At 65.5% G+C, this 13,574-nt stretch carries 18 protein-coding genes and 2 tRNA genes; 9 read left to right on the top strand and 11 right to left on the bottom strand.

All coding sequences use genetic code 11. The features are described 5' to 3' along the window. The first annotated feature begins 1 nt into the window (after window position 1). Both A7X65_RS01800 and A7X65_RS01795 read left to right on the top strand, forming a co-directional pair. Entirely contained in the window at window positions 2–925 is a 924-nt protein-coding gene (locus tag A7X65_RS01800; protein WP_063682657.1) for a LysR family transcriptional regulator, read from the top strand. Window positions 926–1,060: 135 nt separating this feature from the next. Next, window positions 1,061–2,092 carry an LLM class flavin-dependent oxidoreductase gene (locus A7X65_RS01795; RefSeq protein WP_063682656.1) on the top strand — a complete coding sequence of 344 codons (1,032 nt, stop codon included), beginning with the start codon at window positions 1,061–1,063 and terminating at the stop codon, window positions 2,090–2,092. Between the two features lie 122 nt (window positions 2,093–2,214). On the opposite strand, the gene A7X65_RS01790 is transcribed toward A7X65_RS01795, so the two are convergent. Then, window positions 2,215–2,300: transfer RNA gene (locus tag A7X65_RS01790), tRNA-Tyr, on the bottom strand. A 206-nt stretch (window positions 2,301–2,506) separates the two neighbouring features. Here A7X65_RS01790 and rlmB point away from each other — a divergent pair. Further along, window positions 2,507–3,337, top strand: coding sequence for a 23S rRNA (guanosine(2251)-2'-O)-methyltransferase RlmB (gene rlmB, locus A7X65_RS01785; RefSeq protein WP_063682655.1), 831 nt, complete (start codon window positions 2,507–2,509; stop codon window positions 3,335–3,337). A gap of 80 nt (window positions 3,338–3,417) precedes the next feature. Here the strand turns inward: rlmB and A7X65_RS01780 are convergent, their stop codons facing one another. Together A7X65_RS01780 and A7X65_RS01775 are read right to left on the bottom strand one after the other, a co-directional pair. Beyond that, the gene (locus A7X65_RS01780; protein WP_063682654.1) at window positions 3,418–3,897 is read right to left on the bottom strand and encodes a hypothetical protein; all 480 of its coding nucleotides are present in this window, start codon (window positions 3,895–3,897) and stop codon (window positions 3,418–3,420) included. A gap of 44 nt (window positions 3,898–3,941) precedes the next feature. Next, window positions 3,942–4,427, bottom strand: a complete 486-nt coding sequence (locus tag A7X65_RS01775; protein WP_063682653.1) for a hypothetical protein — start codon at window positions 4,425–4,427, stop codon at window positions 3,942–3,944. 310 nt (window positions 4,428–4,737) lie between these two features. On the opposite strand from A7X65_RS01775, the gene A7X65_RS01770 reads away from it, so the two are divergent. Both A7X65_RS01770 and A7X65_RS01765 read left to right on the top strand, forming a co-directional pair. Beyond that, on the top strand, window positions 4,738–5,202 hold the full coding sequence (locus A7X65_RS01770; RefSeq protein WP_063682652.1) for a hypothetical protein: 465 nt from the start codon (window positions 4,738–4,740) through the stop codon (window positions 5,200–5,202). 164 nt (window positions 5,203–5,366) lie between these two features. Next, a tRNA-Thr gene (locus tag A7X65_RS01765) sits at window positions 5,367–5,441 on the top strand. Window positions 5,442–5,456: 15 nt separating this feature from the next. Here A7X65_RS01765 and A7X65_RS01760 read toward each other — a convergent pair. The 3 genes from A7X65_RS01760 to A7X65_RS01750 form a co-directional block, all read right to left on the bottom strand. After that, a complete protein-coding gene (locus A7X65_RS01760; protein WP_063682651.1) occupies window positions 5,457–5,870 on the bottom strand; it encodes a GFA family protein in 414 nt (137 codons plus the stop codon). 50 nt (window positions 5,871–5,920) lie between these two features. After that, window positions 5,921–6,622 (bottom strand): class I SAM-dependent methyltransferase, encoded by a 702-nt coding sequence (locus A7X65_RS01755; RefSeq protein ID WP_063682650.1) that lies wholly within the window; start codon window positions 6,620–6,622, stop codon window positions 5,921–5,923. A 251-nt stretch (window positions 6,623–6,873) separates the two neighbouring features. Continuing rightward, window positions 6,874–8,571, bottom strand: a complete 1,698-nt coding sequence (locus A7X65_RS01750; protein WP_063682649.1) for a methyl-accepting chemotaxis protein — start codon at window positions 8,569–8,571, stop codon at window positions 6,874–6,876. 244 nt (window positions 8,572–8,815) lie between these two features. Here A7X65_RS01750 and A7X65_RS01745 point away from each other — a divergent pair, with 244 nt between their 5' ends. After that, complete coding sequence (locus tag A7X65_RS01745; RefSeq protein WP_208608596.1) at window positions 8,816–9,007, top strand: hypothetical protein; 192 nt, start codon at window positions 8,816–8,818, stop codon at window positions 9,005–9,007. Between the two features lie 3 nt (window positions 9,008–9,010). Here A7X65_RS01745 and A7X65_RS42435 read toward each other — a convergent pair whose 3' ends face one another. After that, on the bottom strand, window positions 9,011–9,181 hold the full coding sequence (locus tag A7X65_RS42435; RefSeq protein ID WP_167358191.1) for a hypothetical protein: 171 nt from the start codon (window positions 9,179–9,181) through the stop codon (window positions 9,011–9,013). A 109-nt stretch (window positions 9,182–9,290) separates the two neighbouring features. On the opposite strand from A7X65_RS42435, the gene A7X65_RS01740 reads away from it, so the two are divergent. Both A7X65_RS01740 and A7X65_RS01735 read left to right on the top strand, forming a co-directional pair. After that, window positions 9,291–9,686 carry a hypothetical protein gene (locus A7X65_RS01740; RefSeq protein ID WP_063682647.1) on the top strand — a complete coding sequence of 132 codons (396 nt, stop codon included), beginning with the start codon at window positions 9,291–9,293 and terminating at the stop codon, window positions 9,684–9,686. 304 nt (window positions 9,687–9,990) lie between these two features. Further along, window positions 9,991–10,245 (top strand): hypothetical protein, encoded by a 255-nt coding sequence (locus tag A7X65_RS01735; protein ID WP_063682646.1) that lies wholly within the window; start codon window positions 9,991–9,993, stop codon window positions 10,243–10,245. Between the two features lie 24 nt (window positions 10,246–10,269). Here A7X65_RS01735 and A7X65_RS43680 read toward each other — a convergent pair whose 3' ends face one another. The 4 genes from A7X65_RS43680 to A7X65_RS42430 form a co-directional block, all read right to left on the bottom strand. After that, on the bottom strand, window positions 10,270–10,512 hold the full coding sequence (locus A7X65_RS43680) for a DUF6719 family protein (RefSeq protein ID WP_063682645.1): 243 nt from the start codon (window positions 10,510–10,512) through the stop codon (window positions 10,270–10,272). Between the two features lie 263 nt (window positions 10,513–10,775). Beyond that, window positions 10,776–11,483: an outer membrane protein gene (locus tag A7X65_RS01725; protein WP_063684747.1), complete on the bottom strand. Its 708-nt coding sequence runs from the start codon at window positions 11,481–11,483 to the stop codon at window positions 10,776–10,778. Between the two features lie 274 nt (window positions 11,484–11,757). Beyond that, entirely contained in the window at window positions 11,758–12,189 is a 432-nt protein-coding gene (locus A7X65_RS01720) for a hypothetical protein (protein WP_208608595.1), read from the bottom strand. Between the two features lie 212 nt (window positions 12,190–12,401). Beyond that, window positions 12,402–12,770, bottom strand: coding sequence for a His-rich protein BRANT (locus A7X65_RS42430; protein WP_063682644.1), 369 nt, complete (start codon window positions 12,768–12,770; stop codon window positions 12,402–12,404). Window positions 12,771–13,022: 252 nt separating this feature from the next. Here A7X65_RS42430 and A7X65_RS01710 point away from each other — a divergent pair, with 252 nt between their 5' ends. Further along, the gene (locus A7X65_RS01710) at window positions 13,023–13,568 is read left to right on the top strand and encodes a tetratricopeptide repeat protein (protein WP_063682643.1); all 546 of its coding nucleotides are present in this window, start codon (window positions 13,023–13,025) and stop codon (window positions 13,566–13,568) included. The last annotated feature ends 6 nt before the right edge of the window (window positions 13,569–13,574 follow it).

Here is a 13,574-nt window from a genome sequence, read left to right as displayed (position 1 = left end):
AATGTTCGTGTCGTTCCGCGCGCTCGATCTCAACCTGCTGAAAGTCTTCGAGGCGCTGATGACCGAAGGCAGCGTCACGCGCGCGGCGAGCGCGCTGACGATGACCCAGCCCGCGGTCAGCAACGCACTCGCGCGGCTGCGCGACGCGCTCGGCGATCCCCTGTTCGTCAGGTCCGGCACCGGCATCCGCCCCACCCAGCGCGCCGTGGTGCTGTGGGAGCCGATCGGCGAGGCGCTGGAAAGCGTGCGCGGCGCGCTTGACGAGCAGGTGTTCGATGCCGCCCGCGCGCAGACCGAATTCAGCCTGTCGATGTCGGACTACGTCTCCTCGCTGGTGATGCCGAACCTGCTCGGCCATCTCGGCAAGGTCGCGCCCAAGACGCGCGTCCACACCGTGCCCAACACCGTTGTCGAGATCGCCGACCAGCTCGAGGACAACAGGGTGGACTGCGTGCTCAGCGTCTATGTCAACGAGGCGCAGCAGCCGGCCTCCATTCGCTCGCGCTCGCTCTGGACCGTCGACTACGCCTGCTTCATGCGGCGCGGCCATCCGCTGGCCGCGCAGAAGCGGCTGAGCACGCGGACCTTCCTCAACGCGGGCCATGTCGACGTGAGCCTCGCCGGCAAGACCATGCCGTCCTACGATCTCTTCCTCGCCTCGCGCGGCCAATCGCGCAATCTGGTCGCGACCGTCAATCATTACAGCGCCGCCTACGAAGTCGTGCGCCAGTCCGACCTGATCGCCGTGCTGCCGAGCGATTTGCGTTCGCAGTCCCGGCATGCGCCGTTCCTGCATGCGATGCCGCTTCCGCTCAAGGCGCCGCCGCGGATCGTCAGCCTGTTCTGGCACCAGCGCAACGACACCGTGCCGGCGCAGCGCTGGCTGCGCGAGACCCTGGTCGAGATGTTCGCCAGCTCGGATTGAGCGCGGGAGATGAAAAAGAGGAAACGCTGCGTTTCCCGGAACAGCATTGTTGCACCGGCCGCTGCGGCCTAGCTCCTCCGCAAAACGATCTCCCCCCATATGCGACAGGCGCAAGCGCGCCCAGAGGCCTCAGCGATGACCGCACCGCTTCAATTCGGACTGGATACCTTCGGCGACGTGACCAAGGACGCCACCGGCAGCATGCTTGCGCATGCGCAGGTGATCCGCAACGTCGTCGATGAAGCCGTGCTGGCCGACGAGCTCGGCCTCGACTTCATCGGGCTCGGCGAGCATCACCGATCTGATTTTGCGATCTCCTCGCCCGAGACCGTGCTGGCGGCGGCCGCGGCGCGCACCAAGCATATCCATCTCGGTTCGGCCGTGACGGTGCTGAGCTCGGACGATCCGATCCGCGTCTTCCAGCGCTTTGCGACGCTGGACGCGCTCTCCAACGGCCGCGCCGAGGTGATCCTCGGCCGCGGCTCGTTCACCGAATCCTTTCCGCTGTTCGGCTTCGACCTGCGCAAATACGAAGAGCTGTTCGAGGAGAAGCTCGACCTGTTCGCGGCGCTGCTGCCGCAGCAGCCGGTGAGCTGGGAGGGCAAGCTGCGTCCGCCGCTGCGCAATCAGCTGGTCTATCCGCCGGTCGAGAACGGCCGGCTCAAGACCTGGATCGGCGTCGGCGGCAGCCCTCAATCCGTGGTCCGCGCCGCGCATTACGACCTGCCCTTGATGCTCGCCATCATCGGCGGCGATCCCGCGCGCTTTGCGCCCTTCGTCGATCTCTATCACCGCGCCTTCAAGGAGTTCGGGCGCCCGGCGCAGCCGATCGGCGTGCACTCGCCCGGCTATGTCGCCGAGACCGATGCACAGGCGCGCGAAGAGCTGTGGCCCCATTACAAGGCGATGCGCGACCGCATCGGCAAGGAGCGCGGCTGGCCGCCAATGGGTCGCGACGAGTTCGTGAACGAGGCCGAGCACGGCTCGCTCTATGTCGGCTCGCCGGAGACGGTGGCGCGCAAGATCGCGAAGACCGCAAAGGCGCTCGGGATCTCGCGCTTCCAGCTGAAATATTCGGCCGGCCCCTTGCCGCACGAGAAGCTGATGACGAGCATCGAGCTCTATGGGCGCAAGGTGGTGCCGCTGGTGCGGGAGATGATGGAATAGCGGCCGGGGGCGGCCTCAGTCCGCCTGCGCCCTTCGGGCTACGGCGCGACAGCCTTCGCTACCTTCGCGTGACGGTGATTGGGTCATCTTGCCCAGCCGTAGCTCGCGAAGCGAGCGAAGGCTGGTGGGGGAGGCAGGACTCGAACCTGCGAAGCCATGAGGCGGCTGATTTACAGTCAGCTCCCTTTGCCACTCGGGACACTCCCCCGCTCGACGGCAGCACAATCGGGCCGGACCTTGCCGGCGGACCGAAGACGGCCATGGAACGTGAAGGCCGCGACAACCCGAACGGGGCGCGACCGGGCGCGTTTATGGGCGAAGCGGTGGGGCAAAGTCAACCGAGGCGAACAGCTAAAATCGCTCTCGGAGGCACCCAAATTGCCATATTCCGGCACCCGTGACACAAGCGAGCCCATGAAGGACAAAAAATTCGCCCCGAGGGGCCCCCGCGGCGGGGCTAAGCCCTTCAACAGAACAGGGAAATCGGCCGGCCGGCCGGCCTGGCGCGACCGCGATTCGCACCCCGACGGGCCGGTCATCCTCTATGGCTGGCACACCGTCACCCTGGCGCTGCAGAATCCGGCGCGGCGGATCCGCAAGCTGACCCTGACCGAGAACGCCGCAAAGCGCCTCGCGGACGAGAACATCGCGACCCGCGTCACCCCCGAAATCGTCCGTCCCCAGGAGATCGACCGGCTGCTGTCGCCCGACGCCGTGCACCAGGGCCTGCTCGCCGAGGCCGATGCCCTGCCCTCGCCCGACATCGAGACCCTGGAGCAGGAAGGCATGGTGCTGGTGCTCGACCAGATCACCGACCCGCACAATGTCGGCGCGATCCTGCGCTCGGCTGCGGCGTTCGCGGTGAAGGCGATCGTCACCACCGCGCGCCACAGTCCGGAAGCGACCGGCGTGCTGGCGAAAGCCGCCTCCGGCGCGCTGGAACTCGTGCCTGTGATCACCGTGCAAAACCTCGCCCGCGCCCTCACCGCCCTGAACGAGCGCGGCTTCCAGACCGTCGGCCTCGACAGCGAAGGCAGCGAGGACATTGCGGACGTCACGCTGCGCGAGCCGCTCGCGCTGGTGCTGGGGGCCGAAGGCAAGGGCCTGCGGCAACTGACGCGCGAGACCTGCAGCGTCGTGGCGCGGCTCGACATGCCCGGCGAGATCAAGAGCCTCAACGTCTCCAACGCCGCCGTGCTCGCGCTCTATGTCGGCGCCAGCCGGCTCGGGCTGATGAAGCGGTAGGCCCCGGCCGCATCGGAGAAAAACAAAACGCCCGTCCGCATCTCGCGGACGGGCGTTTGCTTAACTCAGCCGATCAGAGATCAGTAGTAGCGACGCAGCACGCGGTGACCGCCGTAATACGGCGCGTGACGGTGCGCGTAGCCATAGCGCGGGCCGTAACCGTAATGCGTGCGCGGCAGATAGCCGTAACGCGGGCCGTAGCCGTAGCGGTACGGACGGTAGTACGGGCGGTGATACGGAGCCACGGCGGCGCGATAGCCATAGCCGTAGCCGTAATTGGCGGGCGCGACGACCGCGTCCTCACGATAGGTCGGATACGGGGCGAAGGCGCCCGGGCCGGTATAGGTCGGGCCCTGGTTGACGTAATAGTACTGCGTGGTCGGCTCGGCGAGACGCTCATAGGCGCCGTAGCCATAACCATAGCCGCCGCAGCCGGTGTTGCAGCCGCTATAGACCGGCGCAACGGGGGCGCACGTGCTGAAGCCGCAAGCCGCGGCAGGCGCGGCCCCGACAAACATCACGGCAGCCGCCGCGACCAGTCCCGAAATCATTTGACGCATTACTCTCTCCTGTTGATTTCCGTTTTGTTGGATCTTGTCGTTTCTTAACCCGGCGGCCTGCCGGGCACCTGTGCACGCGGCCGCGGCCGGGGCGGTCGCGGACGATCGTTGATCTCTGGCGCGTAGATCACCGGCGGCGGATCGACGGGCGGATCCATCTGCACCGGCAGCGGCGCGGACGACGCGCCCCAGCTCTGGTGATAGCCTTCGGCGGGCTTGGGCAATTTGCGGTTCGCGGGCGGCTCGACCTCGAGCCGGCCGTAGCCGGGCCGCAAGCCCAGCGTCGGATAGTAATGGCCGACGTCGGAGGGTTGACGTTCGGCGACATAACGTCCGCCATAGATCGTCGGCTGCACCTGGACGTTCTTGCCGAGGCCCCACACGCCTTCGACGACGGCATAGGACGCATCGATGTTGTTGATGATGATGGGCACGCCGGGACGGCCGGGCACCACGATATCGAAGCCGCCGTCGGCAAACGCCGTCGCGGGCAGTCCGATCAGAATGGCAGCGAGCGCCATGGCGCGCATGAGAAGGCCCCGGTTATCCGGAGCGCAACCTATCCGATCGCTGCGCAGAGAGGGTTAAGGCCTCCTCACCAAATTCCGGTAAGCCTAATGCGTAAGGATTGCGCGCCGCTCAAATGTCGCAAGGCGCGCTAGCGAAGCGTTAACGGGGAGGCAAATCCGCGACAGGCGGCAAAGCGCAACCAGTTGCTTGGCACAAACTGCACATCCTCAGCGGGTTCACAGCGATGTGACACCGCTTACACGAAACGGCGGAACCATTCTGTCGCCGGCACAATTAGCAACCGTTGCCAACCAGGATGGAGTCGATGCCATGACGAGCCTGAAACTGATCGGCGCGGCTGCGATCGCCGTATCCGCACTTGCTGCACCCGCAATGGGTCAATCAGCCATCACCAATCCGGCCGCCTGCGAATCCATGTTCGCCAGCGCTAACTGCCTGAATACGGGCGCTGGCAGCCCCTATGCGACCAGCCGCCAACAGCGGCAAAACCGGAACGCGGCCTATCGGCAGCAAAGCCGCAATGACAGTGGGTTCTGGCCGGTGAACACCGCGGGCGCAGTTGCCGGCGCCGCAGTCGGCACCGCGGCAGCAGTTGCGTCGGCACCGTTCCAAGGCTGGAGCAATTCCTACGCCTATGACACTTCCGGCGGCTACAACCGCGGCGGAATGGGCTGGTACGGCAATTGGGATACCTACGCAGCCCGCAATGGCATCGTTTGCCGGCCCGGGACCTGGTACAAGGGAGCGGACGGCCTCCGGCACATCTGCCAGTAAGGCCTTATTCGATCGGTTGAAAGGTTTCAGGCGGCCCCTTTGGGCCGCCTGTTTCGTGCCGGCTCAACGCCCACGCGGGTTCTGGCACTTTCCGATCAAGTCTGATATTGCGGCGCGCGGGCGGACAGCCCGGCGCAGGCCGGCCCCACCCGCTTCCCAGCGTCGCCGGCTTAGCTCAGCGGTAGAGCAGCGGTTTTGTAAACCGAAGGTCGGGGGTTCAATCCCCTCAGCCGGCACCACTTCTGCGATGCCATTCAGCGCGAAGCCTTTGCCGCACTGCCCTGCTCGAAATGTTCGGCGTCGGTGATCTCGACCCAGGCATGTTTGGATTGTTCGAACACCGACATCGCGGGCGGACGAAATTTCGGGTCAGCGATCGCACCGACGGCAACGCCGATCATGGTCGGCAGCCGGTCTGCCCGCCAATAAACCGTTGAACCGCAGTCGGGGCAAAAATAGTTGCGGACCTTGGCGCCGCTGCCGCCGTCGCGGACGAACTCCTTTGGCCGCCCCGAGATCGTGACGGTATCGATTGGATAGAACGCGCCGACGCCGAACGGCGCGCCGGTTCGTCGCTGGCAGTCGGTGCAATGACAGGCCGCGACCAGAGCGGGCGGCCCCGGAAGCGAGAGCGCGAGCGCGCCGCAGCTGCATCTGGCATCGGTCATCTGAACACTCCTCGTCAGCCCGGGGATGCCTGCCGCCCTGTTTCGAGCGGCTACGTGGCTTCCGCGTTGGGCAATTGATCCAACCGCCACAGCCCAAGGCTCTTGTCGCGCCAGCCGCCTTCGCCCTCCTCGCAGCGCTCGTTGATCAACTCGCGCGGTGACGGCCAGTTGAACGGCGCATGCTCCATGTTCAGGGCACGCCAGTCGCCGTCCTCGCAATCGGCATTGCCGTCCCATTCCGGAAAGGTCGTGACCAGCAGGAAGCGCGCGCCGCTCGCACGAAAATTCCCGATGGCGTGCGCGATGTTGGCGAAACTCAAATGCACAAGGCAATCGCGGCACAGGATCAAATCGGCAGGCGGCAGCGCATCGCGCGTGATGTCAGCGAGGCGGAAGCGGCCGTGAAGCTCACCGCGCGCCGCGCGCTCGCTGTTGTCAGCGATCAGCGACGGCACGATGTCGATGCCGGTGTAGTCGAGATCGAGCTTGATGCGGCCGATCCAGCCGGCATCGCCGCAGGGCGCATCAAGCAGCGAGCGTACACCGAGCCGTTGCAACAGCGGCGGAAGCGCTTCCCGGATTGCGCTCGTGGCGACATCCTCCGAGCCGAGGCCCGAGACCGAGCTTGCCGCGCCCCAAAGATTGGTCCGCTCGATCCGCTCGAAGCGCGCGGCGAGATCGAGACCTGCGAAATTCTCGCGGTCGGCGACGAAGCGTTCGTGGGCCAGCACCGGTGGACGATTGGGGATCATCGGACCGCTCGCGACTCGGAATTGGGAGGCAACCAGACTATACTGGCAGAACAACGTCCGACATCATCGCGCGCGAAGCTGCTCGCGTCATCCGGCCCGTCTGCTCCCGATGCGCTCCACGACCACCCGAGAGAAAGCGAAAATAGCCGCCGGCGCGGCTGCGGCCGTCGTCGCGACGGCCGTCCTGTTCATCGTCGCCATGGCATTTCTGCTGGCGCGATAGCGCGGCGGACGGATGCCGCCGCGCGCCGTTAGGCCGCGCGCACCGTGCGCAGGAATTTGCCGACCTCGTCCTTCAACCGGTTGCTGTCGGTGGCCAGCATCTTGGCGGTCGAAAGCACCTGCGAGGAGGCCGAGCCGGTCTCGGCCGCGCCGCGCTGCACGTCGGTGATGTTCGAGGAGACCTGCTGGGTGCCGTGCGCGGCCTGCTGCACGTTGCGCGAGATCTCCTGGGTCGCAGCGCCCTGCTCCTCGACGGCCGCAGCGATGGTCGACGACACTTCAGAGAGCCGTTCGATCGTCGCGGAGATGTCGCGGATCGCGTTCACCGATTCCTGCGTCGCGGTCTGGATGCCGGAAATCTGCAGGCTGATCTCGCCGGTCGCCTTCGCGGTCTGTTCGGCCAGCGTCTTCACTTCGGAGGCGACGACCGCGAAGCCGCGGCCGGCCTCGCCGGCGCGTGCCGCCTCGATCGTGGCGTTCAGCGCCAGAAGATTGGTCTGGCCGGCAATGGTGTTGATCAGCTCGACGACGTCGCCGATGCGCGTGGCCGCGACCGAGAGCTCGCTCACGCGCTCCGTCGTGGTGCGCGCCTGGGTGACGGCCTCGCCCGCCATCCGCGCCGATTCCTGCACCTGGCGGCTGATCTCGTTCACGGACGAGGACAGCTCTTCCGTCGCGGTCGCGACCGACTGCACGTTGCCGGTGGCCTCGCCCGAAGCGGCGACCACGACCGAGGTCAGCTCCTGTGCGCGATGCGCGGTGGTGGCCAGCGTCGAGGACGATGCCTCGAGCTCGGTGGACGCCGAGCCGACCGTCTCGATAATCTCGCCGACCGCCCGCTCGAAGCCGTCGGCAAGGTTGACCATGTCGCGGCGGCGCTGCTCTGCCGCCTGCTTCTCGGCTTCCGCCTGCGCCGCCTTGAGCCGCTCGACCTCGAGCCCGTTGGTCTTGAAGATCTCGACGGTCTTGGCCATGTCGCCGATCTCGTCGCGGCGCTCCTTCTCGGGCACGTCAATCTTGAGATCGTTGCGGGCAAGGCCCTCCATGGCGAGCTTGAGCCGGGCGATCGGCCGCGACATCGCGTTGAAGCCGATGAACAGCGCGATCGCGATGCCCATCACGAGGCCGCCGGCGCTGACGCCCATCACGGTCCAGGTCGCAGACCTGGCATCGCGGATGATGGCTTCCTTGCGCTTGGCCGTCGCCTGCGCCGTCTCGGTCACGAACTGGACGATGCGCGCGAGCGATGCATCCAGCACCGGATCGCACTCCTTGTGCGCGCGTTCGGCAGCCTTGGCGTTCTCGTCCATGCTGCTCGCCTGCGCGCCCGCCTGGAGCACCGGATCGCAGCTGGTGAAGGCGGCCTTGAGCTGGTCTGCGATGCTCTTGATCTGGCTCGAGCGGGACGGATCGTCCTTCTCCGCGGCATCGAGATACTGGGCGATCTCGGCGCGGTTCTGGTTCGCGGTCTTGAGGCGGCCGGCATTGCCCGCCTCCGTCGCCTCGGTGAAAACCGCATAGAGCGCCGCGTGATAGGTCTCGGCACGGCGCTGGGCGCGCGTCAGGTTGAGGGCCGAGGACTGCGCGGCGGCGAGCTCGCCAAATCCGTCGACGGTCGCGGAGAGCTCGCGCGCGCCGAAGCCCGCGACAGCGATCATGGCGCAGCCCATCACGGCCACGATCAACGCGACCTTCCACACGATCTTCAGATTGTTCAAAAAGCTCATCTCAGCCGTCCAATGATTTTTCAGGGCATAATCCCAGCAACGTGCATTGGAACCGGTCATCGTTAAAATTTGATGCCAGTTGAGGCGGGTAGTCATACGGAAAAATAACCTTCTGCCGCCTTCCCGTAAGCTTCACGTCAGCTTGGGCGCATTTTCGCCGGCGTCCGGGCCGCCAGCCCCGCCGGAACAAAGTGCTCGCGCCGGTCGTTTTCGGCCCATGAGGATCCGGGAAGAAAATCGAAACATGGTTCTGTTGGGGACAGTGACGCTGTGCTGCACCATCGTGGCCGGCACGCTTGCGCTGCTCGAGCCGGTGGTCGGACCGCCGCCGGAGCGGCAGGTCGCCGACAGAGGGTCGATCGAGACCACCGCCCTGGAGCCCGTGCGGGTGATCGGGGCGCCCTTCGTGCCCAACGTCAATCCGCGCCAGCGATAGCCCTCACCGCGCCGGCGTGCCCTCGCCTTCCTTGGCGTCGGCATGAGCACGGGCCAGTTCCTCGGCGAACGCGATCACCTCAGCTCGTCTGTCGGGCGATAACAAGAGAAAGGCACGAACCAGTCTCAAGCCTTCCACGTCGTCCGACTCTTCTATTTCTTTCCCGGCTTCCATTCGCCCACTGTCGGGCGACCGGGAAAAATATGCAATCCCTTGCGGGATACCTTCTTGATTCGGTCCTCGACCTTTGGTGGAATGGTCGCAGCAAGGGGTGGATTAGCCCATGAAGTGGATCAGAGAGCGCGACGCACTGATCGCGCAGACAATGGCCTTCGTCCAATCCGTCACCGGCAAGAAGGATGAATTCCATCCGCCGGAGCCCTCGCCTGCTGCTTTCGAGGTAACCACGGAGATCGTGACCATCCAGGCGGTTACGGTTGCGGTCGAGGCTGAGCCGCCCACGCCGACACCTCCTCCGCCGGAGCCTCCTCGGCCCCTCCCGGTCCCGCCGTCTCGCATGGCCAGCGATTTCCGCACCGAGATGCAGGCCCGGATCGCGAATTTCCGCAAGCACCAGGAGCGGTTCGAACGCGAGCGCGAGGAATATTGCGCGGCGACCCTGTCAAAGCTCCGCGCGGCCATCCGCGACGTCGCCCCGCCTCCGCCGGCCGAAAAGTAAGGCCGGCCCGTCCGCGGGCACCTACAACCAGGACCAAACCATCCAGAGATTGGCTGCGCAGGCGCTGAACAGCGCCAGCGTCAGCGGCAGGAGCATGTGCCCGCAGGAGGTTTTGAGGTCGCTCGTCATGGGCCAAAACATCCGCTGATTCCAGCCGGAGAGTCCCACGGATTCTTTTTTTAGGGATTCAGGACTCGTTTACGACTCAAGGCCCGGGCAGCCCGTTCACGGCCCCGTGATCGTCCATCGGGCCGGAACCCCTGGCCCGCCGGAGTCGTTAACGGGCTTTCCCGGAGCGGAAAGAATGCCCTACGCCCTGTTCTGCAACGATGCCCAAATCAGCAAGGCCTACCCCGACGAGGCCGACGTCTGGAAACTCGCGCAGCGGAGTGGCCTGGTCGTGGATGTCAGCACCGACGAGGAGCGCCATGGGCCGCGCCGAGTGCTGGACAACGATTACGAGATCAAGCCGTGCCGCGCCGCCCAGGGCGAGGACCCCGCGAAGAACAAGGCCGAGGCCGAGCACCAGTCCCGGATGGAGCTCGAGCTGAATTCCTGAAGGCTGGCCCGGACGCCGGAAAGATCAGGGCGTCGCGGTCGCCAGCGAAGCCTGCTCGCCAGCCAGCACCACGCAGGCCTTGCGGCGGTGCAGCCCGCGGATCGCGCCGGTCACCTTCAGCACCTTGCCGGACGGACACGAGGCGTCCTTGACGAAGGCCACCTCATAGGGTGCCAGCATCAGAGGCTCGGATTTGAGGATTGTTTGGGCAGCGCACGGCAGGGTGAGGAAGCACGAGAGCACTGTCGCCGACACCAAGATACGCATGACCGTCGTCCCACCAGCCCGGTAATTGTCATATAACGCGTTCCGGAGCGCGAGTTCCGTAAGCGGCAAAAATTATTTTTGCTTTACGCCCGCCCCATGACACGCGTGAGAAACCGCGTGCCGGAATGTTTGCTTGCAAATGACGCGCCAGATGGTTCACGCAAAGCAAACGGCGGACCGGGACGCAAAGGAGCCGCCAAACGAAAGGCCGGCTGGGAGCCGGCCTTTGTCAGATATTCGATGCCTTTGGACCCGCTGGCGGATCAGTAGCGCGAGGCCGGCTGGCCGCCCCAGCCGAAGCGATAGTTCACACCGACCTTGACCGTATGCTCGTCGTCCCGGCCGCGGACGCCGACGATGTCGGCCGGACCGGCCGTGAAGGTCGTGCTGCCAAAATTGTAGTACTGGTACTCGGCCTTGGCCGACCAGTTCGGCGCGAACATGTATTCGAGGCCGGCGCCGACGGTATAGCCGTCCTTGTTGTTGCCGGTCGCGGTGAAGCCCGTGGGCACGCCCGCGACGTTGACGCCGAGGCCGCCGTTGCGCCAGGCGTAACCGCCCTTGGCGTAGAGCAGCGTCGGACCCCAGGTGTAGCCGATGCGGCCCGTCACCGAGCCGAGCTGGTCGGTGTTGGAGGTCACCTGGGTGCCAGCCGGGAACGTCACGCCGTTATTGTTGGTCGGCAGCCAGGAGTACTGGGCTTCGATACCCACGACCCAATTGGGCGCGAACTGGTAGTCGAAGCCGCCCTGCACGCCGCCCAGGAAGCGGGCGTCGCTCGACTGGAAGCTGCTGTCGCCGGCAAACGCGCCGCCGACATGGCCGCCGATGTAGAAACCGGTCCAGTTGTAGATCACCTGCGGCGGCGTATAGGCCGGTGCCTTGGTGTAGGGGCGCGGCTGCATGTCCGCCGCTGCGGCCGGCGCGGCCAGCGCAAGCAAGGCGACTGCGCCCAGCAAAATCGTCTTCATGTGCATCCCCGTTCTTTCAAAATCGACCCTCAGCAAACAACGTGGCGTGAATTTGGTTGCTTCGCGGCGATGCCGGAACGTTGATCGTTCGCAACTGTGACGGGGTGGCAACATCGTCACGTTGCCTTGCACCGACCAATTTCGTCGTTTGCGCAAGACCTGCCGTCACGATTAGTCGCAAGGCAATTCCGCCCCGTTCAAAGCTCGCCAAAATGTGATCCGGCGGCTCCGGCCGGCATCGTTCTAGCAGGCGGCGATGAAGGCGGGCTTTGCGCTACCGCGTCATCTTTTCCAGTTCCGGAAAGGGACCGTAAACCGCGCCCGCGCAGAGCTCGCCGGCGCGGTCGAGGACGCGATCGGCCCGTCCGTTGACGAAGACGGCGGCCCGCTCGCGCATGGCCTTGTAGCTGCCGTCACTCTCGCGTGGCGTGAAGTGCAGGCAGGCGACATAGAACTGCCGTCCGCCGATCTCGCGCAGCACCGGCTCGGACATGGTGGCGTCGCGCACGCCGACGGGGTTGTTGAGATAGGCGCGCATCAAGGCCAGCGTGTCGCTGCGGAAATTGTCGGGAAACGGCTGCGGGCCTCCGGCCTGGGTCCCGTCCAGGCCGGGACGATCACCGCCGCTGCCGAAACACGCTGCGAGCGCCAGCGGCAATGCCAGGATCAGTGCCGGCTTCGCCGCACGTTTCGCCAATCGCCCCACCGGTCACGGTCTCCGCTCGCCCACAATCAGGAGACGTTCTAGCTCCAACACCGCCTGGCTCCAAGGCAGCGCGAAGGGAATTCGCTTGCACAACGCACCGGCCCGCCGCCGGCACCTCGCGCTTTCGCGCAAGACGCCGAACGGCGGGACGGGCCTGAACTCCGCACGCGGCAGCAGGGCAATGCCAGGGATGCCGCCGCGCGGGATCAGACTTAGCTGCGCTTCTCGGTCGTCACCGGCTTGGTGACGTCGGGCTGCGCCTTCGGCGACTTCTTCGATGACACCTGCTTGTGGTGATGGCGATGCTTGCGCACGATCTTGTGCTCGTCGGGCGTCACCGCCGCATTGGCATTCATCGCCTTCGACTTGGTGTCGACCTTGGCATCCGCCTTGACGTCGGCGGCCTTGGTGTCGGCCTTGACGCCGGCGTCCGGCTTCGCGGCAGTGGTGGCCGCCTTGGTCTGGCTCTGGTCCGCCTTGATCACCGGCGCGGTCGTTGTGGTCTTGCCGGCCTCGGCCGCGAAGGCCGGGGCTGCGATCACGGAGGCTGCGAGCAAGGCTGCGGAAATGGTCTTCAGCATGGTGTGGTCTCCTCTTGGAAGGATCTTGAGGCGGCGCCCTCTCGCCAACCCTTCGATCGTAGGTGGGAGCCTAGGCGCCGCGCGCTGAACCCAGTCTGAAGCCGGTTGCAGGCCTCCGTTCATCTGGATGACAAGTTTGTCATCCGGCTTTCGGGGAATAGATCGTGCGAAGCGGGAATGTTTTCGTCCCCCGGGTGTTCCGGTCTTCGGGCAATCGTGTAGGATCGCCACGTTCCATACGGGAGAACTTAGATGCGCAAACTCTCAATGCTTCTGCTGCCGGGCCTTGTCGCCGTGTCGCTGGCGGCTGCTCCGGTGCTGTCCAGCGCCTACGCCGCTGGCAGTGACGAGCCGTCCTCGCCGCCGAAATCGGACTCCTCCTCGTCCAAGAAGGGCAAGAAGAAGAGCTCTTCCGTCAGCGATCCGAAATTCCTTGCGGCCTATCGCACCGCGTACACCACGATCTACGACAACCACGACTACACCGGCGCGATCGGTCAGCTGAAGTCGCTCAAGCGCGATGACGTTGCCGACGTCGCGAACCTGATCGGCTATTCCTATCGCAAGCTCGGCGACTATCAGTCGTCGAAGGTCTATTACGAGCTGGCGCTGAAGGACGATCCGAACCACGTCCGCACCTGGCAGTATTACGGCCTCTGGCAGCTCGAGCAGGGCAACCGCGAACAGGCGCAGTATCATCTGAACAAGATCGCCTCGCTCGCCGGCACCGACAGCTCGGAATATCGCTCGCTTGCCGCAGCGCTCGACAAGCCGACCGGCGCGACGCTCGTCTACTAAGTCATC

The organism is Bradyrhizobium stylosanthis (assembly GCF_001641335.1).
In the GTDB taxonomy this organism is placed as follows: Bacteria; Pseudomonadota; Alphaproteobacteria; order Rhizobiales; family Xanthobacteraceae; genus Bradyrhizobium; species Bradyrhizobium stylosanthis.
This window is presented reverse-complemented; position numbering and strand designations above follow the sequence as displayed.